Genomic DNA, 24107 nt, shown 5'->3' with positions numbered 1-24107 from the left:
AGACAATATTGAAATTTATCTTACTTTGCTTTTTAAAACAAAATAATGCAACCACTTTGGGAAAAATCGTTTCATATAAACCCCCAGCGTTTCTTTGCCACCAATATAAACTTCAAATTTATCTGACTCAACTGCTTTCACAAATTTTTTGGCAAAAACACTTGTTGGCATTCCGTTTTGAGTTGCTTCATCATCTATATTTTGTTTTGATCCGTCTGCAGTCAAGGCATTTTTAGCTACATTAGTTTGAATAAATCCAGGGCAGACGAGTGTCACACTGATATTGTCTTTTTGATGTTCCATTCTCAAAACATCAAAAAAACCATGTAAAGCATGTTTTGCACCACAATATCCTGAACGATATGGCGAACCAAATTTCCCCATCAAACTGGTAATGGTTACAAAATGGCCTTTCTTATTCTTGATAAAATGAGGTAATAATGCTTTTGTTAAGGCAACCGTCCCGAGATAATCTGTTTCGATGAGTTTTTTATCTACTTCAAAATCGGTTTCTACAATCAGCGAGCGCTGGCTAACACCGCCATTATTGATAAGCAGATCCACTTTTCCAAAGGCGGCAATGGCTTTTTCTGCATGATTTTTGGCGTTGTCAAAATCAACCAAATCAAAAGGTAAAATGGCGACTTCTGTGTTTGAACATTTAGATTTTACCGTTTCTAAAGCATCACTATTTCTAGCCGAAAGAATTAATTTGCAATTTTTACCAGCTAATTCATACGCTAAAGCCTCTCCTATTCCGCTTGAAGCGCCTGTAATCCAAACTACTTTGCCATTTATTGCATTCATATTTTTTCATAAAAATAAAAAAAGTTTATCGAGCTTTTGCAAACTCAATAAACTTTCTATTTTAATTTAGAAATAAAAACTATTTCTCTCTGATATAAATATTTACATCTACTAATCAATAAGTTAAAAACAAACGGTACAAATAAGGTACAAATATTTACAAAAGTCTTGTCTTAATTATCATTTAATACTTCTTTTCCAGTTCAGCTTGAATGTGCCGTATTTCTTCAGGACTTATGCCGTTACCTAAATTTATAACTACTGGATTTATCCCATTTTCATTTTCTGTACTTAATTCTATCGCTCTTAATGTAGGAACAACAAACTTTGCAAGTTCTAAAATAGTCTTAATCCTGTCTTTAGGTTCGAGTAAATCAATATCACTTTGAAGTTTATCAAAATTGTTTCCCAACAACAAAGAAAATTTCTCTCTTAATTCTGAAGTTGTCTTGTTTACAGTTCCTTTAGTTCGTCCGCCTGTTTTTGCTCCTGTTGCCATTGGTCTATTATTGTCTATTATAGATAAAACAAATATAATAAATATTATTCATAGCTAATAATTATACTTGTAGCGGTTGTCATAAAGCGAATGCTAAATTATCTTAAAAATAAAAGGCGTTCCATTATGGTTCGCCTTTCTTTATTACTATAGTCAATACTTCTTGTTTATCTTCAATTTTATATTCTCTACATTGGTTCTTTTGTTAGATTTGCTAAATCACAAATTTGACGTTTTTGATAATAGTCCATATAATTTTGAACTTTATATCTCTCAATATGTGAGTTTATTTCTATTGTAATAAAATTACCTCTCGAATCTACACCCACAGATGTTATTCTATAGCAAATAGCTTTTGGAATTGGTTCTTCTTGAACTTCATCCTTTGTGCATGAAGTTAATAAAATATAAAATAAGATTATTAATATTATATTTTTCATTTCTTTATTGTTGCATTTGTAAATCAATCATTTTATTAATCTGCTTAATTCTATATTCTTGCACGGCTAACGAATCTTTTTTATCCAACTTAGAAAGTATTACTTCAAATTTCTTCATTAACGGATTAATATTCTCATTAACTTTTGAAGTGGCTATTTCTTTCAGCACTCCTTTTTTTACCCAACCATCTGCTTCATTTAGCAGTCTTATAGCTTCTTGTTTCATAATTTTACTGGAGTCAATTTTAGTTTCAGTTTTTACAATTTCATTAGATTGATTTTTGTTATCTGAATTCTTACACGAAAACAAAACAACCGACAATGTTAATAGAGTTAATATTTTTTTCATTTCTCATTTGTTTAAATAATTAATCCAGTAATGATAACCTATAAATTCAACAATACTTTACGGTTTTCCTTATTGTAGATAATTTTTTAGTACTTTCATAAAGGAATAGTATTTGTAAGACTGTCACAATACCCACTTTTAATGATATTTAAATAAAAATTCATTTCTTAAATATTAGCATTCCTTCTTCATCTCGAATAGGCAAAGAACCGTAAGTACATCTACAAAAACCAATTGAATGAGTGCATTCACTACAAGGCACTGGCAATAAATATGCTTCTTCCATAGTTAAAATTTTCTCATTTAGTTTTTTACAATTCTCACACGAATTTCCGCAACCCATAATTGTAAAATTAAAAACTAAATTACTCGATTGATTTCTTAATTGAAGACTGTCTAATGTAGCTTTTGCGCTTAGTTGTAATAAATTGAAATTATCTTTACCTTCTTGCTGAAGTAGGACAGCCATTGTATAATAAATCATTCTTAATTTATCAACATCATTCGCATTCTTAATTAGTAATTCATTAAAAAGAGACCAAACAACATCATTGTTATTGTTTTCAATTCCATGCTTCAAATAATGCTCCTCTTTTCGTTTTATAAATTCATCTTTTGTAACACCGAATTTTTCTAAATCAAGGAATCCTCTATACTTTGAATATTCCTTTTCTCTTTCGATGTCAATTTCTTGTGCTTGTTCTTCAGTTAGAAGATCTTTAAGTTTCGACTCATTTAATCTCCTAACGAAAATCGATTTTTTACAATTAGGACATTTTGTTTTTCTGATTGGAAATTTTTTCAATGTAGCTTTACAATAGGGGCATATTGCTTCAGGTTCAATTTCGGCTTTTGTAATTTTGAAATCATTATTTTCTTGACTTTCAAATTCTTTAACGTCCTCATTTTTATTGTCAAAAAGCCATTTTAAAATTTTCATAGAGATTTTAGTTTTAAATGGAGGGGTGCATTTTCGTTAGAATTCACTTTTTATTTTACCATTCTGATTTAATTAATTTCTTAATCGTAAATAATTCTACAAAATGTGGGTTCAATGTTTCGGTTAAATTGTACCCAAGATATGACTCTCTAATTGTGCCATTCTTTTTTATTAAAGATTCTTCAATTGTGTGTTCTGAAATTGTTTGAGTGCTAAACATTCCCGAATTAATTCCAATTGGCTCAACAAAGAATTTAACATTAAAAATTGAAACACGGTATTTTCCTTTTTTAGATTCAATTTTAAATTCCGCAATCAGTTGTTTAACCTTTTTATCATTGAAATTAGTTTTTTTAATATACCCTGTTGAATCTGTAATAAATTCTAAACGTGGATTGCTTTTTAATTCAGAAATACTTGTTGAATCTTCATACACCAATTTCCATATAATTAATTTGTCTTCAATTATAAAATTTTTGTTTTGAGAAAACCCTATTGTACTAAAAAATAGCACCGCAAATAATATTATTTTTTCCATTCTTTCTTTAATTATTATTTTCAAATATAACCAAATCGAGGACATAGAAGTCCTCAAACAAAAAATAAATCTAGGGACTTTTGAATATGGATATTTCAAAAGACATTTTTATTACAAATTTTGGTGTTCACATAAGACAATTGCGTGAGAAAAAAAATATGTCTCAACAAGATTTAGCTAACGACTGTGGTATGTCCAAGAGACAAATAGGCAGAATAGAAAGAGGAGAGATTAACACAACCTTAGGAACGATAATAAACATCGCCAATGCTTTAGATATTGAGCCAAAGGAATTATTAGACGTTGTAGTAAAACAATAGTTGGCTTTAAACTTAAAATGTGCCATTATTTTCAATAAAATATTGAATTGCTTTGTATGATTCCTCTTTAGTCAATTCTGTTTTTTTAGCTTTACGCTCTTGTACTATTTTATAAACTTCCAAACTGCCTTTTGAAAATTCGGGTTCTCCCATTGGTTGCCAGTCAATCGATGGAACTTGCTTTTTTAATTCATTAATATAAACATCCGCTAAATCTGTTCCGTTTGGATAGTCTGTGTTTTCGAGCCAGTCACTTACTGAAATTTTAAAACCAAATCCGTTTAATTCTATCGCTTTGTCACTCCAGTCGAAATATTCCGATTTATCAGGGAATGCAACTATTTTAAATTTCTTAATAGGTTTTAGAAATTCATACTTAAAACCGCTTTTACTTCCAGTCGATAGCCAAACATATTCAGGTTTAAAAACACTCATTATAATGGCTGTTTTTTCTGCTTCCACCAATGCGACTTCTTTTGTATTTTCATCAATTAAATGAAGCCCAAATAAGCACTGATTCAAAACAAAGTCCTCTAATTTTAAAAGACTTCGTACTGTGCTAAAAATTCCGTTACCATCTTTGTTTTTGGCTCTCTTTCCTGTTATTTGTTCGTACATCATAACTTTGCCGTGATGCACTTTTTCTAGTTGGTCAATTTGCCAAAACACTGTCGTTCCTTTCCAACTTTTCCACGTTCCTATTAAGTACTTTTGAATTGCTTTTTCAACCTCATCAGGATTAAACAAAGTTTTCAGGAACTCAATAAAATTATTTTGATAACTTCCTAAAACGGTTTTCTCTACCAATTCAAGATTGTGAAAACTCGGTTTTGACTTTGGAACATTAACCACTTCATAAGTGTTTTGAAATTCCGTTTCAGGTTTTCGATAATAACCGCAATTGCTTTCACGGTCACAACGTCCAAACTCATCACTTAAATAAATATTGGTTTCTGTTTCAATAAATTTGACAAAGGTTTTTTTATTGCATTTCGGACAAAGAAACTTTTTACTGCTTTTATCGAGAGTGTATTTATACTGTTTCATAGATTCAAATACTGTTTTGCATTTTGCACTTTCAACACTTTAAGCACTTTTAAAATGTTGATAATGCCGATAATGCGAAGTGCATTTATAAAAAATTTGAATTTTAGCCCTGTTGCAGTTTTATACTTTTTTCATAAAAACCGTGCTTAATTCTCTTGAATAGAACTGTATCTTTTAAAAATTCCTTTACTCTCCTTTCCTGAATATCAAAATTTAACCCTAACATTATAGCTTCAGCGGTGGTAAAACTTTCTTTAAGCTTATTGTAAAAATTTTGTTTATTATCGGCTAATGTTCCTAAATATTCCGTTGGGTCTTGAATAACTGCCAATACTTTAAAACTACAATTCATAAAATAGGCACATAATTTTTCTGCTCCTTTCACTGCTGTGAGCTCTACAAAATCACTATTAGGGTTTTCCATCATTTGAAGCAACAAAGCCAGCCTTACGAAATGGTTGTCAAATTTTGATGCAATTTCTCCCTTAATAGAGTTGCTATATTCATTTACTAAATCACAATTATCTTTTTGCCAGTTATAAAAAAACACTTTAGCTTCGACAGTCCAGTTTAAAGTTTTACTGTTAATATGTCCCTCTATTTCTACTACATTTGAATTTTTATAATAGGTTTTTATAAATTTCACGTACTTATCAAATGTTTCACTATTCAATTCATTATCATTTATGGGACTTTTTAAAGAGGTATCAGGAAAAGCAAATAAAAACCTTTGAAAAAAACCGTTATTCAATTTTTGAACTGGAAAGGAATTTGCTAAAACTCTAGGCTGTAACCCTCCTATAATTGACAAGTAAGGATTTTGAATAAATAAAGGAATTGGGTTTCCTATCCTGTCAATCGTTGTGGATTGGTTGCTCCAAAACGACAAATAAACCCCTATTTGGTCGCCTTTGGAATAGTTGTTCATTCCATCAAAAAAAGTCGCCATTTCATCGCTCAAAACTGTACAACCTCGCAAATTTTCATCCATCCTTTTATACAAAACTTCGGGTGTGAAATTGGTTAAAATACTTTTCGTCAAGATTGGATAAGATGGCTCTGTCGTTCCTTCTTTTTCTGCTTTTGGCAATTTGTTCCATTTACTCCACTTCATTAAACGACTTGTAAAATTATCGTGATTGATTTTGTCAAAGTCTTTTATCGGCGCAAAGATTGCATTGACTGGATGAGTTTTATTTGCTCCAGCGTTCCCGATTATACAACTATAAAGTGAAGCATATTCAAACCAATTATTTTTAACTCTAATCTTTACGCTTGTCCCTACAACTGTTGCAACTGCTGTTAAAATTGCTGTTCCCGTATAGTCAATAGGAAAATTCAAACTTTTGTTTAAATCAATTGTTAAATCCTTGAATAGTTTAGGTAATGCATCAATCGGAAATTGGTTTTCACTTGAAACTGAAACACTATTCATTGCATTGTCAATTGCAGTACCCAATCCTTTTAACCCCATTGTTTTTGTATCTTTACTTTGTGGAATAGAAAGATTTTTTTTGCGGTGGTTAGTGTCAAGACTTTCCATCGCTTATTTATTTTTAAGATATTGTTCCGCTTTCAAAGAAGATTCTGCAACGGTCATTTTTCTACCTTGCTTTAGCCATTCATCAATTTCAGACTTTAAAAACCTTAATTTTTTACCTCCTTTGTTAACTGGAATTTTACCAGCAAATACCCACCCATAAACGGTGGCTGGTTTTGGTTTGTCAGGGTGGTAATTGCAAAGTTCATTAAGGTCAAACCACCTGTCTATTGTGGTTGGCTGTTCAGTTTGTTGTGTACTCAAAACTTTCATTATTGAATTTTCAATAAGCGTTTCAAGTTCTAATGGTGTAATCTGTGTAATTGTAATTGCTTGCATAGTACTTTGTGTTTTTGTTCCACAAAGATTCAGTCAGAAACAAGTTAAGTACATTTATATGTACGTACAATTAAGCGTACAAATTTTGGTTTGGTAGCTGTTTAATTTTTAAATGATGTTGAATTTTACTTTGCGTTTCAAAATCTAATAAGGGTAAAACGTTTTCAGTTAATAATTTTAGGTTACCTTTAGTTTCATTGCCATTAAAATTCTGTCGTACCCTATCTGTATAAACTAAATCATATCTCTCACAAACACGCTTACAGTATTTCTCTACGCTTTCTATTTCATCTTTTTGTTCAATACCAATTGCATTAATCAATTTACAAAATAATGCTAATACAGGTGCTTTTATCTTTTCACTTTCTTTCTTATTTTCCGTTTGTTGAGATTGAATAAAACCTTCACAATCACATCCTTTATCTAATTCTTTAAATAATTCAAAATATTTTTCAATCATTATATCTACTTCACTAACTATTCCAGAATAAAACCCGTAATCTTCAATATTATTAATGTATAAATTGCATGGATGCATTCTTTTAACCTTATTCCAGCCTATAAATCCGTTTCCGTGATTAATATGAAAATAATTATTATGAACATCTTTAACATAGAGTTTCGCATACTCTCCATAAAGTATTTTTGTAGTTGGAAAATGGTTTTCCTTAAAATATTCTACTCCTTTACTGAAAGCGATTGAATAAGATTCAAGATAAGGAAAAGTATTTATTCCATCTATTTCATTTCCACATAAAACCATTGCTAGCTCAGTAGTATAAATTTTTGCGATTGGATTTTCTTTTACTTTAATTCTGTAATAACCACTTCTGTCAATATTCTTTTTGAAAAATTTATACAGATCAGTATTGTTATCTATTTGTGTTTGGATATAATCAGAAATCCAAAAACCTTCATTTATCTCTTCTACCATCTTTACATTTCAAGTTTAATTCTATTTGAAGCTGTCCTTTTGGTTTCGTCAATTATTTTGGCGTAAATCTGTGTAGTATTTAAATCTTTATGCCCTAACATTTTCGATACTGTGTAAATATCTGTTCCCATTGATAATTGTAATGTAGCAAACGTGTGTCTAAAACAATGAAATGTTATTTTCTTGCTTATTCCAGCATCCAAAATCCATTTAGTTAAATGTCTGTTCTCTCTTTGATTTGTCGCCTGTATCAAAGTAAAAACTGCATCCTTTGGCTCTTTTCTTTCTCCTAATAAATTAAAAGCTTGTTCCGTAATTGGTAAAGTTTCTGAACCCCCTGTTTTCTTTTGTTTAAATCTAATTAGATAACCACTACCCTTAACGTGTTGAACTTCTCCCCAAATCAGTTTTTGAATATCGGAACGCCTTAATCCTGTCAATGCCGAAAACAAAGCCTGTGTCTTAATCTCGCTACTTCTACAAGATGTTTTAACAAGTTCGTTAAGTTCTTCAAGTGTTAGATAGTTTCTTTGTGATTCAACTTGCTTTACAGCGTTGGTTTTTTCTGCAATGTTATCCGATAGATAGCCATCTTTATAAGCCTGTTTCAAAGCCGACCTAAATTTGTCGAAATATGTTTTTATTGAGTTTGCCGACAATTGCATCTTATCACTCTTTTTGCTTTTAGTGGTTTCTAAAAATTCCCTAAAATCATCGCATAACTCAGGGTCAATATCTGAAAACTTCAACCCATTTTTTTTAAATAATTTTAAGAAGTCACAACTCCCCAACCATAAGAAACGATTAGATAGATTTTTCTTTTCAGCTAGTTTTTTGAAATATGCGATAAAATCCCCATCCTGTTTTTTATTTTTTTTAATTTGCTCTTGCTCTAGTGCGCTGTATATTTCAGGTTTATTAAACTCACTTTCTTTTTTTTGTCTTATCTGTTCAGCAAGGTTTAAAGTGTTTGTATTATGCAATTTGTCAAGTGGATTCCTTGTACTATCAAAGATGTACAAACCTAAATACTCCCTACGAGATAACTCCCCATTTTGGGGATTTACTACTGCTGGATAAAAATCGAGGTACAAACTATGTCTATCCCCTGTTACCTTTCTTTTGCGAAGCTTTACTTTTATTGCCATAGTTGAATATTTTTGCGGTACAAATACGGTACAAATATAAACAAAACAAACAAATAACAACCATAAACAACCAATACAGAAAACAATGAAAAACCCCTGTAAATATAGAACTTACAGGGGTTTAATACGTTTTGGTATTTATTTGTTTTTGTATGCTACTTTTCTCTGATATAAATATCGATTGGCACTCCTGAAAAGTCCCAGTTTTCTCTAATTTTATTTTCCAGATAACGTTTGTAAGGTTCTTTTACATATTGTGGCATATTGGCAAAAAACACAAATTGTGGTGTTGGTGTTGGCAACTGCATGCAATATTTAATTTTTACATATTTCCCTTTTGTAGCTGGTGGTGGGTATGCTTCAATCACTTTCAACATAAATTCGTTGAATTTTGAAGTAGCAATACGTTGTTGTCTATTTTCGAAAACTTTTACTGTAGCTTCCAAAGCTTTCAACAAACGTTGTTTTGTCAAAGCCGAAACAAAAAGAATAGGCACATCCGTAAATGGCATTAATTCTTCTCTGATTTTAGCTTCATAATCACGAGTTGACATCGTTTCTTTCTCGACTAAATCCCATTTGTTCACTAAGATGACAACACCTTTACGGTTTTTCTCCGCTAACCAAAAAATACTTTGATCCTGACCTTCAAAACCACGAGTGGCGTCAATAATCAAAATACAAATGTCAGCATGCTCAATCGCACGAACCGAACGCATTACCGAGTAAAACTCTAAATCTTCCTTTACTTTTGCTTTACGACGGATTCCCGCAGTATCCACTAAGTTGAATTCGAAACCAAAACGGTCAAATTTTGTATCGATAGAATCACGGGTTGTTCCCGCAATATCAGTAACAATATATCGGTCTTTACCAATTAAGGCATTGATAAAACTTGATTTTCCAGCGTTAGGACGACCTACAACTGCAAAACGAGGCAATGCAACTTCTTCTTGCGTTGGTTCTGGTTTCACTGGAAAAGCATCAATCAATGCATCCAATAAATCTCCTGTTCCACTTCCTGAAATACTGGCAAACGTATAATATTCTCCTAAACCAAGGTTGTAAAACTCTACCGCATCTTTCTCACGCATCGCATTATCCACCTTATTTACTGCCAGTAAAACCGGTTTCGTCACTTTACGCAACAATCTCGCAACAGCATCATCCATTGGCGTAATCCCTTCTTCTACATCAACCACAAAAATGATAACATCCGCTTCATCAATAGCAAGTTCCACTTGTTTACGAATTTCGCCTTCAAAAACGTCATCCGACCCACGTACGTAACCACCTGTATCAATTACAGAAAACTCTTTTCCGTTCCACTCGCTTTTACCATAGTTTCTATCTCGGGTCACCCCAGATACTGAATCTACAATAGCTTCTCTTCTTTGTATCAGCCTATTAAAAAGGGTTGATTTCCCTACATTAGGTCTTCCTACTATCGCAACAATGTTATTCATAATATAAATTCAAATATTTTGCAAAGGTACTCTATTATTTTGTAATCTAAGCTATCCGTTTTTTGCGTGAAGGATAGCAGTGAAAATCCTTTGTTGCAATTCTTTTTGCAACAAAGATTGTAACGTATAGCCTGACCCTTGTGGTCACGCCCAAATTATATTATTGATTGTATCCGAATCGTTTTAACATATTTGCGTTGCTTCTCCAGTTTTTATTCACTTTCACGTACAACTCAATATGGATTTGTTTGCCAAAGAATTTCTCTAAATCGACACGGGCTTCCATTCCAACTTTTTTCAAAGCGGCACCTTTATGCCCGATGATGATTCCTTTTTGGGTATCGCGCTCCACCATAATCAAAGAACGGATTCTAATGATGTTTTCATCCTCAAAAAACTCTTCGGTAACAATTTCTACTGCGTATGGGATTTCTTTGCTGTAATTCAACAAGATTTTCTCACGGATGGTTTCATTTACAAAGAAACGCTCCGGCTTATCTGTCAATTGATCTTTTGGATAATAAGCAGGTGATTCCGGCAACAATTCAATGATTCTTCCAAAAACTTCCGGTACATTAAAATTCTGCAAAGCAGATATTGGAAAAATTTCAGCATTAGGAACTTTGGCAGTCCAGAAAGCCACTTGTTCTTCCAGTTGCGCCTGATTTGAATTATCGATTTTATTCAATAATAACAGAACAGGAATTTTGGCATGGATAATTTTATTAAAAAACGCTTCGTCTTTCAACTCTTGTTCTCCAATTTCAACCATATAAATCAGCACATCAGCATCTTCAAAAGCGGACTTCACAAAATTCATCATTGATTCCTGCATTTCGTATGCGGGTTTGATGATTCCAGGTGTATCTGATAAGATCATTTGAAAATCTTCTCCATTTACAATTCCCAGAATTCTATGACGTGTTGTTTGTGCTTTTGATGTGATTATTGACAATCTTTCTCCAACAAAGGCATTCATAAGTGTTGATTTACCAACATTTGGATTCCCGATGATGTTTACAAAACCTGCTTTATGTGACATTTCTATTATAATTTATTCCGCAAAGGTAGTCATATCAAGTCAATAGACGAAATAAAACATTTTTTAAAATTTTCGTTGGAAATTTAGAAATTCGTCGTACATTTGCACCCGAAACAACGCGGGATAGAGCAGTAGGCAGCTCGTCGGGCTCATAACCCGAAGGTCACAGGTTCGAGTCCTGTTCCCGCTACTAAGAATTTTATTGAAATTACAAACGCACATCGCGGGATAGAGCAGTAGGCAGCTCGTCGGGCTCATAACCGCCACGGCGGACACAGATTTAAGCCAAATGCTGTTAAGAATTTTATTAAAATACAAACGCACATCGCGGGATAGAGCAGTAGGCAGCTCGTCGGGCTCATAACCCGAAGGTCACAGGTTCGAGTCCTGTTCCCGCTACTGAGAAAAAACCATCAATAAAATTGATGGTTTTTTTATACCTTGTAATTATGGATGAATTTGTTGTGTACATTCTATATTCTGAAAAATTCGAAAAGAATTATACTGGTTTTACTTCTAATTTAATTGAACGATTCAAATCTCATAATCTTTTAGGGACAAAAGGATATACTTTAAAATTTAGACCTTGGAAGGTTATTCATGTTGAGTTTTTCAATTCAAAATCAGCAGCAATGAAAAGAGAAAAATATTTAAAATCCGCAACTGGGAGAGAATTTATTCAAAATCTTAATCTAAACTTATAATTTGAAACATTCACGCTTACCACGTTAAGGACTTGAAAGCTTCAGAAAAATCAGGAGCTTACAACTACACCAAAACAATCTAAACAAAAAAAAACCTGTGAAGCAAGCTTCACAGGTTTAGACAAACTAAGTTTATTAAAACAACTAAATATGTAATATCAAAGAGTAGTGCAAACTCTTTATTATTTCTAAATTAATCTTCAGAAGCAATAGCTGTATTTTTACCAGTATTCACTTCTAATAAAACCGCTACTCCCTTATCATTTATCATTGTCATATTCAAGGTATCTAAAACCGCTAAATTTCTAGATGTCAATCCATTAAACATGTTATAAGAAATATTCATTTCTTTCAATTTATCCAATTTCTCAAGCTCGAAAGGTATCTGACCAATCATCTTATTATCAAATAAACTAAGATTTTCAAGTGATGTCATGTTTACTACTTCACTACTTAATCCTCCTGAAAGTTTATTACTGTTTAAAAGCAATGTTTTTAGCGTTTTTATTTCATATAATGAAGTTGGGATTTGCCCTACTATTTCATTATTGAATAACGAAAGTGTTTCTAATTGATTCAAAGCTCCTATTTGCATTGGTAATTCTCCTGAAATTGCATTCATATACAATTCTAAATCTTTCAAATTACTCATTTCACAAATAGAAGAAGGAATTGTTCCTGATAGTCTATTGAACGAAAGATTCAATACTTTCATTTCTTTTAATTTCCCTATTGAAGAAGGAATTATTCCTGATATTTGATTTTTGTGTAAATCCAATTTTTGTAAACTTACCAGGTTTAAAATTTCTTCAGGAATTTCACCAATCAAATTGTTATTGTCCAAGGCAATAGAAATAACTTTATCGTCTTGCAACGTAACACCATGCCAAGTAGAAATAGGTGATGTTAAATCCCATTTTACTTTCCACTGATCTCCATTTGTAGATTGATACAGTTTTACTAACGCATCTTTCTCAGATTGAGACACATCTGCAAACATTGAAAATGAAAACAAAAGGGTTAAAAATAGAGTAGTTATATTTCTCATAACGTCAGATTTATTTTTTTAATACACATAAAACTACACACTACGAAGCCAATCAGCAAATAAAATCGATGAACTACACTGTTTTGTAATTTTTATAGAGTTATATCTTACAAGAATGTTCAATTTTCTTAATTAAATATTAATTTGTTAAATTTGATTTACTAATCTTTAAAACCAATTTTATGGAAATCAATTTTCTGGCACTTTTTGTTGCTGCGCTATCTACACTTGTAGTAGGATTTGTTTGGTACAATCCAAAAGTTTTTGGAACCATTTGGATGAAAGAATCCGGTATGACCGAAGAAAAAATGAAAGGAGGAAATATGCTCTTGACATTTGGACTATCATTACTGTACGCTTTTTTCATAAGCTTTATAATACAAATGCTGACAATACACCAATTTGGCGCATTAGGAATGGTGGGAGGAGATCCAAGTATCGCAAAACCTTCTTATGAGGCTTTTATGGCAGATTACGGAATGGCATTCAGAACTTTCAAGCATGGAGCTTTACATGGTTTTATGACTGGACTATTTTTAGTATTACCGGTTATAGGAACTAATGCATTATACGAAAGAAGAAGCTTCAAATACACTCTGGTAACAGGCGGTTTTTGGATCGTATGCTTTATGATTATGGGAGGAATTATTTGTGCCTGGAAATAATTTCCAAAAATAAAATAAAATAAATTTCGTCTTGGCATTCTTCAAAACGAAATTTATTTTTATTGAATTCCCTCAATAGCTTTGGCTAAATCTAAATCCTTATCGGTAACTCCGCTTGCATCATGCGTTGTCAGCCTGATTGTGACTTTATTATACACATTGAATAATTCCGGATGGTGATTTCTTTTCTCGGCCATCACTCCTACTTGCACTATAAAACCTAATGCTTGAGTAAAGTTTGAAAAGGCAAACTTTTTCTCAATTCCATTATTAGCAAACTGCCAGTCTTTAAGCACTTTTAACTCTGGTTGAATTGTCTCTGCTGAATAGGTTTCCATAATGTACTTTTTAATTTATATAAAGTTAGTTAATTTCGAGACATTGAGAAATACTTTAACTTTATTAACTAATTTTGAAAAAAAATTACTCTTCAATTTTGACTACACCTTATTCTTTTAAAATTTATAGTGAGACAGCGCAACTTCCTTCAAACTGGGACGACTTAGCTGTTTCTACCATTTTTTTATCCAAAAAATACTTGGAGATTTTAGAAAAATCATCTCCGGAAAATATGGTGTGTCATTTTATTGGACTATTCGAAAATGAAACTTTAGTTGGGATTGCTCTCTCTCAATTTTTAGATTTAAACCTACTGGAATCTTTTGGAGATCGAGACAAATGCATTAAAACTACTGTTCGAAATTTAGTTTTCAGAAATTTCGGCTCTCATGTTCTTGTAATTGGAAACAACATGCTGACCGGGCAAAATTCTTTTGCGTTGTCAGAGTCTATTGATAAAAAGAAAGCGTTGCAAACCCTGAGATCAGCAACAACAGCATTGAAAAAAATGTTTCAGTCCAAAGGTAAAAAGATTCATATTACCACCTATAAAGATTTTCACAAAGAAGACATTACGAACTTTGGCATTCCGGAATTCGAAAATGATTATCAGTTTTCGACACAACCGAATATGGTTTTTCACATCAATGAAAACTGGAAATCTGAACAAGACTACATTGACTCACTTTCAAAAAAATACAGAGATCAATACAAACGAGCCCGAAAAAAAGCAACCATTATTGAGAAAAGAAAAATGCATTTGGAGGATATCATTGCTCTGGAAGATACTATTTATGACTTGTATCTTCATGTGGCCAAAAATGCGCCTTTCAATACTTTTTTTCTACCTAAAAACCATTTTAGGGTTTTCAAAGAAATCTTTAAAGACAAGTTTCTTTTTTATGGCTATTTTATTGATGAAAAATTAATTGGATTTAATACTTTAATAAAAAATGGTGCTGTAATGGACACTTATTTTCTTGGGTATGACGAAAGTATTCAACGCGAAAAAATGCTGTATTTGAATATGCTGTATGATATGATCGCATATTCCATCAATAAAGGTTTTAAGGAAATTGTGTTTGCAAGAACGGCATTGGAAATTAAAAGTTCTGTTGGCGCAAAACCTATAAAAATGTATGGATTTATAGCCCATAGCAATCAAATAGTCAATTCGTATATGCCTAAAATATTTAGATATCTCGAACCTGAAACCAATTGGCAGGAACGAAACCCCTTTAAATAATCCCGCTAATTAAATTCGGAATAGCTACTTTCATTTGTTTGGGTAAAATTTCAATATTCAGATTTGTCTCGGTACCGCAATATTCCCCATCAATTTGAAAACTAACCGGAACATTTGTCCTAACCATTGCTTTATCTGTAGAAATTATCTCAACATCCTCTGAATCTAAAGGCATATTTCCTGAAATGATTTTTCCAAGTACTACCAAATCTAAATTTTTCAAAATAACTAATTCAAACTTTCCATCATCCATAACGCCATTGGGATTGATAGAAACTCCTGTACCGTATTTTTGAGAATTCGCAATCACAATCATCCTAGCTGTACATTCAATTGTTTCAAAATCGCCTGTTATTGTTGCAGTAAAAGGATCGTCTAAATCAATCAAAGTGGTAACTGTTTGTATCGCGTATCCCCATTTTCCTCGAATACTACTATTTTCATAATTCTTAATCATTTCTGCATTTACGCCTAAGTCACTCAAATGGATACTTTTTTTCCCATTGATAGAAATCATATCTATTTCCATGTAGTCGTTATGAAATGCGATTTCTAAGTTTTCTTCGATTGTGGATGGCAAATTTAAATCTACAGCTAAACCATTGGCAGAACCAGCCGGGATAATCCCAATAATAACGTCATGGTTTTCCATAGCCTCAGCAACCATTTTTATTGTCCCATCACCACCGGCAACAATAATTCGTTCCGGATTATAGGTTTCATAGAGCACTTTTATATTCTCAATATCAGAGGCTCCCGAAGTATTATAAATTACAAGATTTAAATTCTCGTTTCCTGCAAAAATTGTTGTCGCATCAATCAACTCTGATTTGTCAACATCACCAGAGATTGGATTTACAACCAGCATAATATTATTTTTCAAACTTTTTCTTCTTTTATTGATTAAAAACAATTAATTTCAACAACACTCAAAAGTACTACAATAAATGAAACCAATTTTAAAATTATATCGCGGCTATGCTAATGAACAGGAATTGATTGTGATGGGGCATGTTTTTAAGCCAACAACAATTCAAGAGTATAATTTTCAAAAAAAGAATCTGAAAAACGCTACTTCGGTAATTAAAATGTTTCAAATAAAAACACAGGCAAACGCCGATGTATACTTAGAACACAACAATGCCAAAATTCATACCAAAACATTAATCGACGGTTATTTTAAATTCTGTGTTCCATTAGACCAAAACACTAATTATGGATGGATTGATTACGAAGTAAGTATTGTTTACAAAAATGAATCCATAACAACCCGAGACAGCTACATTCGACCTCACAAAGGAAATTTAGGAATCATATCAGATATTGATGATACTTTTTTAGTATCGCATACACTGAATCCTTTAAAAAAATTATATGTTTTATTATTTAAAAACGTAAACAAGAGAAAAATCTATGAAGATGTTGTGACGCATTATCAGGCGTTAAGCACAGCAGGAAGGGAAAACAAAGAGGAATTCAATGCTTTTTTCTATGTTTCCAGCAGCGAATGGAATTTGTATCGTTTTATCACAAAATTCACCGAAATTCATCAGCTCCCGAAAGCAGTTTTATTATTGAAGGATATTAAAACAAGCCTCACTGATTTTTTCTTGACCGGCAGAGGCAATCACAATCATAAGTTTGACAAAATAAAACACATTTTAGAATTTTATCCCAATTTAGAATACGTGCTTCTTGGAGATGATTCGCAACACGATCCATTTCTATACGAGGCCATCTGTAAAATTTTTCCAGTAACCGTAAAAGCCGTTTATATTAGACAAACAGGAACTAGCAAAAAAGAAAAAGTAACTACGGTTTTGAAAAATTTAGAAACCTTGAAAGTTTCTGTTTGTTATTTTCAAAATAGCAGCGAAGCCATTGCACACTCTAAAATGATTGGGATTATTGCATAAAAAAAGAGTTCCAAAATTGGAACTCTCGTTTTTATAAATTATCTATTTCTTCCTGAACTATTTCCCAATCAGAGAGAAGTTTGTCCAATTCTGCTTTTTTCTTATTGTATGCTGTGAAAAATTTAGCGTCTTCAATGTGTTTATCATAATTAGAAGCGAGCATTTTATCATCTTGCTGAATGTCCTTTTCTAATTGCTTAATTTGACTCTCGACTTTGCTCAACTTATTCTGTAACGCTTTCCCTTTTTTCTGATCTTCGTAAGAAGCTTTGTTGCTTTCTTTAGGCGCAGCTGCTTTTTGGGCATCTTTTTTCTCCACTTCACGCATATTTTCCATATTGCGTTGCTCTAAGAAATAGTTGATGTCCCCTAAATATTCTTTTATTTTTTGGTCTTTGAATTCGTAAACCAAATTTGACATTCCCTGCAAGAAATCCCTATCGTGAGAAACCAGCAATAGAGTTCCACCAAATTTTTGAAGTGCGGCTTTCAAAACATTCTTAGATTTAATATCCAAGTGATTCGTAGGCTCATCCATCAGCAAAACATTGATTGGTTGCAAAAGTAATTTACATAGCGCTAAACGGTTTCTTTCGCCTCCAGAAAGGACTTTTACCTTTTTTTCTACATCATCACCACGAAACAAGAAAGAACCCAACATATCGCGTACTTTCATTCGGTTTGTATCTGCAGCAGCATCCTCCATGGTTTGCAACAAAGTGATTTCGCCATCCAGATATTCGGCTTGATTTTGCGCAAAATAACCCAGCTGTACATTATGTCCTAACTTGATATTTCCTTTATACTCGAATTCGTCGACTATAGCTTTAATGAAAGTCGATTTTCCTTGTCCGTTTTGTCCAACGAATGCAATTTTACTTCCACGTTCCACTAACAAACTGATATCTTTCAAAATCGTTTTATCACCGTAACTTTTAGTCACGTTTTCGGCTTCAATTACAACTCTCCCCGGTTCTTTTGAAACAGGAAAAGTAATATTCATCACCGAGTTGTCATCTTCATCCACTTCGATACGTTCTACTTTATCTAATTTTTTGATTAACGATTGTGCCATCGATGCTTTGGAAGCTTTAGCACGGAATTTTTCAATTAATTTTTCCGTTTCTTCAATCTTTTTGGCTTGGTTTTTTTGCGTTGCCAATTGCTTCTCACGAATTTCATGACGCAGTTCTAAATATTGAGAATATGGTTTATTGAAATCATATGCTTTTCCTAGGGAAATTTCGATCGTTCTGTTCGTCACATTATCCAAAAACATTTTATCGTGCGAAACAATCACCACAACTCCAGGATAATTTCGAAGGAAACTTTCTAACCAGATGATACTTTCTATATCCAAGTGATTCGTAGGCTCATCCAGCAACAAAACATCATTGGCCTGCAATAATAATTTGGCCAATTCAATACGCATTCTCCATCCACCCGAAAAAGTTTCGGTTTGATTGTCGAATACATCTCTTTTAAATCCTAAACCAAGTAAAATTTTCTCTGTATCTCCCACATAATTATAACCACCTAATAAATCAAAACGATGGGTATAATCCGATAAATCTTCTATGATTTGACTGTATTCATCACTTTCATAATCCGTTCTTGTAACTAACAAGTGATTAATCTCTTCGAGCTTTTTCTCTACAATTTTAATCTCTGTAAAAGCTTCGTATGCTTCTTCCAAAACTGTTCTTCCTTGTTCAAAATCAATATCCTGACGTAAGAATCCCATACGAAGATCTTTCTCTTGAGAAATAACACCTGAATCAGGAGCAAAATCTTTAGCCAACATTTTAAGCATGGTAGATTTTCCCGCTCCATTCTTCCCTACAAGACCCACACGGTCTCCGGCACCCAATCGAAAGGTAACTTCTTCAAACAAATAAGTACCACCAAACGAAACGGATAAATTGTGTATATTAAGCATGTATTGTTATTTTATTCCTTTTCGAATGTGTAAATTTGTAACTCTAAGAAAGGAAAAATTAAATTTTTTGCAAATGTTAAAAAAAGGATCCAAATTATATAGCATTTTAACAGGAACTTGTCCTAAATGTCAGAATGAGAGTATGTATTTGGACAAAAATCCGTTACATTTCAATAAAATCTTGAAAATGCACGAAAATTGCAGCCATTGTGGTTTAAAATATCAAATTGAACCTTCCTTTTTTTATGGTGCAATGTATGTCAGCTATGGATTAAATGTCGCTGTTGGAATAGCAGCTTTTTTAATCTCATTTGTAATCTTTGGCTCCAGCCTAAAAGTGGCTTTTATTGCTATAATTGCATCACTTATTGTCTTATTCCCATTTGTCTTGCGTTGGTCCAGAAACATATACATCAATATGTTTGTTTCGTATGATCCAAAAACGAACCGAAAATAATATTACCGCTGTCCTTTAGGTAAAAATCTTTTAATGTCAATTTCCTTATTTAGTGGAACTTGATGTTCTATATTTTCAAATAATGCTTTTGCCATTGCCGGTCCCAGCATAACTCCTCTGGTTCCCAAACCATTTAAAATATGTATGGATTCATAATTTCTATGCGTTCCCACTAATGGTCTTCTGTCCTTCACCGTTGGTCGAACGCCAGCAAAATGCTCGACAATTTCAAAATCACACGTAATAATTTCCTTTATTCTATCTACTAATTCTGTTTTTCCTTCCTCAGTAGGCAAATCCGTTTTATCTTTCCAATTATACGTTGCGCCAACTTTGAATAAATCATTCCCAAGTGGCAAAATAAACACACTCGTATTCACAATTACATCTAAATCTAACTCAGGTGCTTTAATAATAAAAAGCTCTCCTTTGGTTCCGTCTAAAGGCAACTGATTAAAATAAGGATTAGCATGCATTCCAAAACCTTCCGCAAAAATGATATGCTTGGCGTGAATATTTTTATATTGAATACCGTCAGAATTAATTATTAAAGCATCATAATCAAAAGATTCTTCTTGAAACAAATTGTTATGCTTCAGATGCTCTCTGTATTTATTTAAAAGCAAAGCGGTGTCTACATAGCCCGTTTGTAAAACTTCGCCATAACCATAAGGAGAATCAATTCCTATGTACTTTTTAGAAATCAACTCTGTTGACAAAAAAGGAGCAAGCGTAACTTTATCCGAAGCTGCAAACCAATTATTCTGTTCTTCAACGGAAAAGAATTTTCTTAAAATAGGGCTTTTGAAATCAACCTTACAATTTAGTTTTTTTTCTAAAAGAGTATAAAATTCATTCATTAAAACTAATTGCTCTTGAGCCTGCCACACCTCGCTAAAACGTTTTAAAATAACAGGATTATACAAACCTCCAGCAATTTTAGATGAATTTTGAGAATTATTATCCAAAACCAAAATAGATTTATTATTCCACAAACCAATCTCTGCGAATGAAATACCTGCTAAACCAGAACCTATAATTAAATAATCAATCATTTGAAATTATACCTTTTAAATAAGTGCAAAGTAAACACATTAAAACAAAAAAACTCTTACCATTACAGTAAGAGTTTTTTAATATATTTTAAAACCGGTATTAATAATTCCACATATCTTGTTCGAAATTGCGAATTTTTTCTTTTACTCTTTCCGATTCTAATAATTGATTTTGCGCGTTATCTTTCATGTATTCTTCAATAGTTCTATCGCCGTATACATTTTCTTCTTTGTAAATGACACTATTAAAACGCCTCGAGTTTAATATTTGATCAAATGAAACTGGCATCGCTGAATTTTTATCATTGAACGCTTTTGCTTCATGCAAAACATCTCTTGCAGCCGGGAAGAATACCCAGAACAATTCGATATAATCCTTTTCATCACTGTTCATCGTATAAACATCAGGAGTTACAGGACAAATTCCCAATAAACGATACTTCAATTCACTCTGACGTTTGTCAAAATACCAGTATCCTTTAATTTTATATTGGGTTACATCCTGAGCAGCTAAGTCTTGTCTTAAAATATACTCATCCGATATTTGGTTTCCAGCATTAATTTGTTCTCTACCTGCGTCAGTAGTATCTATACGAGTTAATGAAGTTTGAATATCTTGCATTGATTTTTTGGTATTAAAATAACTATCAGTATACACCTCAGTAATTTTACCGTTTTTCAAAGCTTTTGTAAGCACATCATACAAAGACCTTCTATCAGAACCAATATTTGAAGTATCAATAGGAAAATACAAAGCAAAATTAATTTTTTCACTTAAGTCAATAATTTCCCATGTAGTCTTACCCATTAAAACATCTCTATCATGCACATAACCATAGACTAATGGTTTATCATTATCTGAAATGAGTTGTGCCGCAGTTTTAAGTCCTATTTGGTCAGGAGTTTTTGCATTAAGCAAATTAGACTGTCCAAAAGAGGCGAAACTTCCCGTAATAGAGACAATAGCGATTAAAAAATTTCTTACATTCATCATGGTATCATAATAAGATATTGAAGTAGGTCAAATATAAACTTACTTATTATTTATTGTATTTCAAAAATTACTGGAGCAGTTCTTGGCAATAAATAGCTACCTGCACCTACAAGTTTTGTTTTTATTTCAGAAATAGTAACTTGATCTCCTCTAACTGCTTTTGAAAGTACAGCATTACACTGTGCATTCAATTTATTTCCTGTAACAACTACAGTAGGCTGACCTGTTACTTTTAAATTAAATCCAATTACGTTTAATCCAACTTCAAAGTCGAAATCAACTAATTTAGCTCCAATTGTAGCAATTTGTAAATTTGATTTAGGTCCTTTTACGACACCCATTTCTCCTCTAATAGTTCCTGTTGGACCAGGAATACCTTTTATTCTAAAGGTTTTCTTGTCAGAAACTTTAGAACCGTCAGGAAGTGCACCTGTTACATTAATAACCACTTCAGAACCTGAACCTGGACTCATATTGTATTTACCACCACCTGCAGAACTTAATCCTGGAGCGCTAGCAGAAACTTTATCAGCAGAAACTCCTGCAAAAGAAATAGTCATTGGATTTACAACACCTCTGTAAACTACATTCATTTTATCAGCAGAAATAGTAGCCGATTTTGGTCTCGCAACAACAACATATTTATCTTTAATAGGTAAGCTAACTACTTTCCCATTCTCATCAAAATTAAATGAACCGCCAATAGCATGTTCTCCAATATTACCAGCTCCAAAAGAGAATTTAGCTTGACCCGCTTGCGCTTGTACACTAGATCCATTAACAATAACAGATTTTGCTTTTAATGATGGATCAAATTTACCTAAAATAATTTTTCCTGTTACCGCTTCTCCTTGAAAGAAAACCGATTTATCAAGAACTACAATAGGTTGGTAAGCCGTAAGTGATGCTGCAGCAACTAAGTCGGACTGAAACATTCCTGTCATTACATCGCTTTCAGTTGTTTTGATATCTGCTTGCAATTGAGACAATTTAGTAATTGTAGCAATAAGTGGATATCCTTTATAGTTGTAATCAATCCAATCTAATTTAGCACCTGCTTTTTCAGAATAAACTGGTTTTGTAGCAAATCTAGCTTCAATCTTTTTCATTTCAGATTCAGCAATTGAACTTCCACCAATTGCTTTTATTTGAGTTGAGAAATTATTGATTTTATCTAAGAACTCTTTACCTTGTTTAGAAACTCTATCTCCAGTAAAGAACATTCTGTCAATTAAATCTCCTTTATCCATTTGCTCGTATGGCAAATTTCCTTCGGCATCTCTTTCAAATTTCGTAGTCACCTTTGTTTTGATATTTTCTATGTAGTCGTTAAACTCTTTAGACAAAGCTCTAATTTTTTCAACTTTAGCTTTTTTATCACCAAATTGACCTGGTTGATCCACTGCTTTTTGAGCTAATTGTTGAAATGAACTTTCATTTCTAGTATCAGTTATAGAGTTAGACTCTACTATTTTATTATTTAAAATCCCAAAAGCTGATAATACCTCTTTGGACATATTTAATGCTAACATCGCGATAAAAACCAAGTACATTAGGTTAATCATCTTCTGTCTAGGGGTTAGTTTTCCTCCTGCCATATTTTCTACTAATTAGTTTGTTGTTTTTTTATAGTTTGAAACTAATTATCCTTTATTACCCATTGCAGAAAGCATTCCACCATAAACATTGTTCAATGAAGCAATATTTGCAGTCATAGATTGCATTTGTTCTTTTAATTTTCCTGCATTTTCAGCAATTTCTTTATTTGCTTCAGCATTTCTTGAAGCACTTTCTAATTGTACTTTGTATAAGCTGTTTAAAGATTCCATCTGTGCCGCAGCCATAGATAATTCTTCACTGTATTTTTTAGTTGCAGAAATAGAATCTACTGTTGGAGCAATTCCTTTAGCAGCTGATTCAAAATTTTTGATACTATTCCCTAAGCTTGCCATTAATTCTCCATCAATTTTAGCGTCTTTCAACATCGCATCCAATTTTTGAGATAATAATCCTTGAGTATCAGCAGGAGCTTCAACTTTTTTCTTAGATTCACCTTTTACTCCATTTGCTAATTCAGGATAAACTAATGTCCAATCCAATTCATCATCAACTGGTTCAAAAGCAGAAAGAGCAAAGATTAAAGCTTCAACAACAAGACCTATTGTAAGCATTAAATTCCCTGTTATAAATCCAAATTCAATGTGTGTAATTTTGAATAATGCTCCAATAATTACAACCGCAGCTCCCATACCGTATGCGAAATTCATTTGTTTTTTACTTAGTAATGCCATAATAGTTTTTTTTTAATTTAATAGATATAGATTTGGTTTCTTTT

27 protein-coding genes and 2 tRNA genes are annotated in these 24107 nt (G+C 32.4%); 8 read left to right on the top strand and 21 right to left on the bottom strand.

All coding sequences use genetic code 11. From position 1 onward, the window contains the following. Positions 1 to 15 precede the first annotated feature (15 nt). The 6 genes from Q1W72_RS11700 to Q1W72_RS11675 form a co-directional block, all read right to left on the bottom strand. The gene (locus Q1W72_RS11700; protein ID WP_121342752.1) at positions 16 to 807 is read right to left on the bottom strand and encodes an SDR family oxidoreductase; all 792 of its coding nucleotides are present in this window, start codon (positions 805 to 807) and stop codon (positions 16 to 18) included. 184 nt (positions 808 to 991) lie between these two features. Further along, a complete protein-coding gene (locus Q1W72_RS11695) occupies positions 992 to 1306 on the bottom strand; it encodes a hypothetical protein (protein ID WP_302135407.1) in 315 nt (104 codons plus the stop codon). A gap of 188 nt (positions 1307 to 1494) precedes the next feature. After that, entirely contained in the window at positions 1495 to 1746 is a 252-nt protein-coding gene (locus Q1W72_RS11690) for a hypothetical protein (protein ID WP_229942971.1), read from the bottom strand. A 4-nt stretch (positions 1747 to 1750) separates the two neighbouring features. Continuing rightward, a complete protein-coding gene (locus tag Q1W72_RS11685; RefSeq protein ID WP_229942970.1) occupies positions 1751 to 2095 on the bottom strand; it encodes a hypothetical protein in 345 nt (114 codons plus the stop codon). A gap of 160 nt (positions 2096 to 2255) precedes the next feature. Continuing rightward, positions 2256 to 3035: a hypothetical protein gene (locus Q1W72_RS11680; RefSeq protein WP_302135404.1), complete on the bottom strand. Its 780-nt coding sequence runs from the start codon at positions 3033 to 3035 to the stop codon at positions 2256 to 2258. A 55-nt stretch (positions 3036 to 3090) separates the two neighbouring features. Next, positions 3091 to 3573, bottom strand: a complete 483-nt coding sequence (locus Q1W72_RS11675) for a hypothetical protein (protein WP_302135402.1) — start codon at positions 3571 to 3573, stop codon at positions 3091 to 3093. A gap of 86 nt (positions 3574 to 3659) precedes the next feature. On the opposite strand from Q1W72_RS11675, the gene Q1W72_RS11670 reads away from it, so the two are divergent. Continuing rightward, positions 3660 to 3893, top strand: a complete 234-nt coding sequence (locus Q1W72_RS11670) for a helix-turn-helix domain-containing protein (protein WP_302135400.1) — start codon at positions 3660 to 3662, stop codon at positions 3891 to 3893. Between the two features lie 12 nt (positions 3894 to 3905). On the opposite strand, the gene Q1W72_RS11665 is transcribed toward Q1W72_RS11670, so the two are convergent. The 7 genes from Q1W72_RS11665 to era form a co-directional block, all read right to left on the bottom strand. After that, positions 3906 to 4940 carry a DUF6371 domain-containing protein gene (locus Q1W72_RS11665; RefSeq protein WP_302135399.1) on the bottom strand — a complete coding sequence of 345 codons (1035 nt, stop codon included), beginning with the start codon at positions 4938 to 4940 and terminating at the stop codon, positions 3906 to 3908. 103 nt (positions 4941 to 5043) lie between these two features. Beyond that, positions 5044 to 6483, bottom strand: coding sequence for a DUF3987 domain-containing protein (locus tag Q1W72_RS11660; RefSeq protein WP_302135397.1), 1440 nt, complete (start codon positions 6481 to 6483; stop codon positions 5044 to 5046). A gap of 3 nt (positions 6484 to 6486) precedes the next feature. Beyond that, a complete protein-coding gene (locus Q1W72_RS11655) occupies positions 6487 to 6819 on the bottom strand; it encodes a helix-turn-helix domain-containing protein (protein WP_302135395.1) in 333 nt (110 codons plus the stop codon). Between the two features lie 70 nt (positions 6820 to 6889). Continuing rightward, positions 6890 to 7753, bottom strand: coding sequence for a hypothetical protein (locus tag Q1W72_RS11650; protein WP_302135393.1), 864 nt, complete (start codon positions 7751 to 7753; stop codon positions 6890 to 6892). A gap of 2 nt (positions 7754 to 7755) precedes the next feature. Continuing rightward, on the bottom strand, positions 7756 to 8901 hold the full coding sequence (locus Q1W72_RS11645) for a site-specific integrase (RefSeq protein WP_302135391.1): 1146 nt from the start codon (positions 8899 to 8901) through the stop codon (positions 7756 to 7758). 155 nt (positions 8902 to 9056) lie between these two features. Continuing rightward, positions 9057 to 10367: a ribosome biogenesis GTPase Der gene (der, locus tag Q1W72_RS11640; RefSeq protein ID WP_099714481.1), complete on the bottom strand. Its 1311-nt coding sequence runs from the start codon at positions 10365 to 10367 to the stop codon at positions 9057 to 9059. A gap of 160 nt (positions 10368 to 10527) precedes the next feature. Continuing rightward, positions 10528 to 11409: a GTPase Era gene (gene era / locus Q1W72_RS11635; RefSeq protein WP_099714480.1), complete on the bottom strand. Its 882-nt coding sequence runs from the start codon at positions 11407 to 11409 to the stop codon at positions 10528 to 10530. Between the two features lie 117 nt (positions 11410 to 11526). Between era and Q1W72_RS11630 the strand changes: the two genes are divergently transcribed. The 3 genes from Q1W72_RS11630 (at position 11527) to Q1W72_RS11620 (ending at position 12113) form a co-directional block, all read left to right on the top strand. After that, positions 11527 to 11599: transfer RNA gene (locus tag Q1W72_RS11630), tRNA-Met, on the top strand. 136 nt (positions 11600 to 11735) lie between these two features. Beyond that, positions 11736 to 11808: transfer RNA gene (locus tag Q1W72_RS11625), tRNA-Met, on the top strand. 50 nt (positions 11809 to 11858) lie between these two features. Beyond that, the gene (locus Q1W72_RS11620; RefSeq protein WP_302135388.1) at positions 11859 to 12113 is read left to right on the top strand and encodes a GIY-YIG nuclease family protein; all 255 of its coding nucleotides are present in this window, start codon (positions 11859 to 11861) and stop codon (positions 12111 to 12113) included. A gap of 193 nt (positions 12114 to 12306) precedes the next feature. Here Q1W72_RS11620 and Q1W72_RS11615 read toward each other — a convergent pair whose 3' ends face one another. After that, positions 12307 to 13161 carry a leucine-rich repeat domain-containing protein gene (locus tag Q1W72_RS11615; protein ID WP_302135386.1) on the bottom strand — a complete coding sequence of 285 codons (855 nt, stop codon included), beginning with the start codon at positions 13159 to 13161 and terminating at the stop codon, positions 12307 to 12309. A 182-nt stretch (positions 13162 to 13343) separates the two neighbouring features. Here Q1W72_RS11615 and Q1W72_RS11610 point away from each other — a divergent pair, with 182 nt between their 5' ends. Next, positions 13344 to 13826 carry a DUF1761 domain-containing protein gene (locus Q1W72_RS11610; protein WP_099714477.1) on the top strand — a complete coding sequence of 161 codons (483 nt, stop codon included), beginning with the start codon at positions 13344 to 13346 and terminating at the stop codon, positions 13824 to 13826. A gap of 59 nt (positions 13827 to 13885) precedes the next feature. Here the strand turns inward: Q1W72_RS11610 and Q1W72_RS11605 are convergent, their stop codons facing one another. Then, positions 13886 to 14164, bottom strand: coding sequence for a 4a-hydroxytetrahydrobiopterin dehydratase (locus tag Q1W72_RS11605; protein WP_302135383.1), 279 nt, complete (start codon positions 14162 to 14164; stop codon positions 13886 to 13888). A gap of 98 nt (positions 14165 to 14262) precedes the next feature. On the opposite strand from Q1W72_RS11605, the gene Q1W72_RS11600 reads away from it, so the two are divergent. Next, positions 14263 to 15411 (top strand): 8-amino-7-oxononanoate synthase, encoded by a 1149-nt coding sequence (locus Q1W72_RS11600; RefSeq protein ID WP_302137942.1) that lies wholly within the window; start codon positions 14263 to 14265, stop codon positions 15409 to 15411. Here the strand turns inward: Q1W72_RS11600 and Q1W72_RS11595 are convergent. Next, positions 15404 to 16294 carry a diacylglycerol kinase family protein gene (locus Q1W72_RS11595; protein WP_099716273.1) on the bottom strand — a complete coding sequence of 297 codons (891 nt, stop codon included), beginning with the start codon at positions 16292 to 16294 and terminating at the stop codon, positions 15404 to 15406. The genes Q1W72_RS11600 and Q1W72_RS11595 overlap by 8 nt on opposite strands. 64 nt (positions 16295 to 16358) lie before the next feature. On the opposite strand from Q1W72_RS11595, the gene Q1W72_RS11590 reads away from it, so the two are divergent. Further along, positions 16359 to 17327: an App1 family protein gene (locus Q1W72_RS11590; protein ID WP_302135380.1), complete on the top strand. Its 969-nt coding sequence runs from the start codon at positions 16359 to 16361 to the stop codon at positions 17325 to 17327. Between the two features lie 31 nt (positions 17328 to 17358). Here the strand turns inward: Q1W72_RS11590 and Q1W72_RS11585 are convergent, their stop codons facing one another. Continuing rightward, positions 17359 to 19266 (bottom strand): ATP-binding cassette domain-containing protein, encoded by a 1908-nt coding sequence (locus Q1W72_RS11585; RefSeq protein WP_099714474.1) that lies wholly within the window; start codon positions 19264 to 19266, stop codon positions 17359 to 17361. Positions 19267 to 19339: 73 nt separating this feature from the next. On the opposite strand from Q1W72_RS11585, the gene Q1W72_RS11580 reads away from it, so the two are divergent. After that, positions 19340 to 19723, top strand: coding sequence for a DUF983 domain-containing protein (locus Q1W72_RS11580; RefSeq protein ID WP_282710653.1), 384 nt, complete (start codon positions 19340 to 19342; stop codon positions 19721 to 19723). Between the two features lie 2 nt (positions 19724 to 19725). Here the strand turns inward: Q1W72_RS11580 and Q1W72_RS11575 are convergent, their stop codons facing one another. From Q1W72_RS11575 to gldL, 4 genes are all read right to left on the bottom strand, one after another. After that, positions 19726 to 20778: an FAD-binding oxidoreductase gene (locus tag Q1W72_RS11575; RefSeq protein ID WP_302135377.1), complete on the bottom strand. Its 1053-nt coding sequence runs from the start codon at positions 20776 to 20778 to the stop codon at positions 19726 to 19728. A gap of 100 nt (positions 20779 to 20878) precedes the next feature. Continuing rightward, on the bottom strand, positions 20879 to 21769 hold the full coding sequence (gldN, locus tag Q1W72_RS11570) for a gliding motility protein GldN (RefSeq protein ID WP_099716271.1): 891 nt from the start codon (positions 21767 to 21769) through the stop codon (positions 20879 to 20881). Positions 21770 to 21822: 53 nt separating this feature from the next. Beyond that, entirely contained in the window at positions 21823 to 23370 is a 1548-nt protein-coding gene (gene gldM / locus Q1W72_RS11565) for a gliding motility protein GldM (RefSeq protein ID WP_099714472.1), read from the bottom strand. Positions 23371 to 23415: 45 nt separating this feature from the next. Beyond that, positions 23416 to 24063 (bottom strand): gliding motility protein GldL, encoded by a 648-nt coding sequence (gene gldL / locus Q1W72_RS11560; RefSeq protein WP_099714471.1) that lies wholly within the window; start codon positions 24061 to 24063, stop codon positions 23416 to 23418. Positions 24064 to 24107 lie beyond the last annotated feature (44 nt).

It is taken from the genome of Flavobacterium sp. ZE23DGlu08 (genome assembly GCF_030505335.1).
In the GTDB taxonomy this organism is placed as follows: domain Bacteria; phylum Bacteroidota; class Bacteroidia; order Flavobacteriales; family Flavobacteriaceae; genus Flavobacterium; species Flavobacterium algoritolerans.
Note: the sequence above shows the minus strand (reverse complement) of the source record. Positions and strands in the feature narration are given on the sequence as shown.

Bases quoted from the DNA above. Each gene is read 5' to 3' on its own strand.
- Q1W72_RS11665 (WP_302135399.1), bottom strand. From the start codon at position 4,940: ATGAAACAGTATAAATACACTCTCGATAAAAGCAGTAAAAAGTTTCTT.
- Q1W72_RS11615 (WP_302135386.1), bottom strand. From the start codon at position 13,161: ATGAGAAATATAACTACTCTATTTTTAACCCTTTTGTTTTCATTTTCA.
- Q1W72_RS11675 (WP_302135402.1), bottom strand. From the start codon at position 3,573: ATGGAAAAAATAATATTATTTGCGGTGCTATTTTTTAGTACAATAGGG.
- Q1W72_RS11680 (WP_302135404.1), bottom strand. From the start codon at position 3,035: ATGAAAATTTTAAAATGGCTTTTTGACAATAAAAATGAGGACGTTAAA.
- Q1W72_RS11685 (WP_229942970.1), bottom strand. From the start codon at position 2,095: ATGAAAAAAATATTAACTCTATTAACATTGTCGGTTGTTTTGTTTTCG.
- Q1W72_RS11695 (WP_302135407.1), bottom strand. From the start codon at position 1,306: ATGGCAACAGGAGCAAAAACAGGCGGACGAACTAAAGGAACTGTAAAC.
- Q1W72_RS11620 (WP_302135388.1), top strand. From the start codon at position 11,859: ATGGATGAATTTGTTGTGTACATTCTATATTCTGAAAAATTCGAAAAG.
- gldL (WP_099714471.1), bottom strand. From the start codon at position 24,063: ATGGCATTACTAAGTAAAAAACAAATGAATTTCGCATACGGTATGGGA.
- Q1W72_RS11690 (WP_229942971.1), bottom strand. From the start codon at position 1,746: ATGAAAAATATAATATTAATAATCTTATTTTATATTTTATTAACTTCA.
- Q1W72_RS11580 (WP_282710653.1), top strand. From the start codon at position 19,340: ATGTTAAAAAAAGGATCCAAATTATATAGCATTTTAACAGGAACTTGT.
- era (WP_099714480.1), bottom strand. From the start codon at position 11,409: ATGTCACATAAAGCAGGTTTTGTAAACATCATCGGGAATCCAAATGTT.
- gldM (WP_099714472.1), bottom strand. From the start codon at position 23,370: ATGGCAGGAGGAAAACTAACCCCTAGACAGAAGATGATTAACCTAATG.
- der (WP_099714481.1), bottom strand. From the start codon at position 10,367: ATGAATAACATTGTTGCGATAGTAGGAAGACCTAATGTAGGGAAATCA.
- Q1W72_RS11660 (WP_302135397.1), bottom strand. From the start codon at position 6,483: ATGGAAAGTCTTGACACTAACCACCGCAAAAAAAATCTTTCTATTCCA.
- Q1W72_RS11610 (WP_099714477.1), top strand. From the start codon at position 13,344: ATGGAAATCAATTTTCTGGCACTTTTTGTTGCTGCGCTATCTACACTT.
- Q1W72_RS11655 (WP_302135395.1), bottom strand. From the start codon at position 6,819: ATGCAAGCAATTACAATTACACAGATTACACCATTAGAACTTGAAACG.
- Q1W72_RS11585 (WP_099714474.1), bottom strand. From the start codon at position 19,266: ATGCTTAATATACACAATTTATCCGTTTCGTTTGGTGGTACTTATTTG.
- gldN (WP_099716271.1), bottom strand. From the start codon at position 21,769: ATGAATGTAAGAAATTTTTTAATCGCTATTGTCTCTATTACGGGAAGT.
- Q1W72_RS11700 (WP_121342752.1), bottom strand. From the start codon at position 807: ATGAATGCAATAAATGGCAAAGTAGTTTGGATTACAGGCGCTTCAAGC.
- Q1W72_RS11590 (WP_302135380.1), top strand. From the start codon at position 16,359: ATGAAACCAATTTTAAAATTATATCGCGGCTATGCTAATGAACAGGAA.
- Q1W72_RS11670 (WP_302135400.1), top strand. From the start codon at position 3,660: ATGGATATTTCAAAAGACATTTTTATTACAAATTTTGGTGTTCACATA.
- Q1W72_RS11605 (WP_302135383.1), bottom strand. From the start codon at position 14,164: ATGGAAACCTATTCAGCAGAGACAATTCAACCAGAGTTAAAAGTGCTT.
- Q1W72_RS11645 (WP_302135391.1), bottom strand. From the start codon at position 8,901: ATGGCAATAAAAGTAAAGCTTCGCAAAAGAAAGGTAACAGGGGATAGA.
- Q1W72_RS11575 (WP_302135377.1), bottom strand. From the start codon at position 20,778: ATGATTGATTATTTAATTATAGGTTCTGGTTTAGCAGGTATTTCATTC.
- Q1W72_RS11650 (WP_302135393.1), bottom strand. From the start codon at position 7,753: ATGGTAGAAGAGATAAATGAAGGTTTTTGGATTTCTGATTATATCCAA.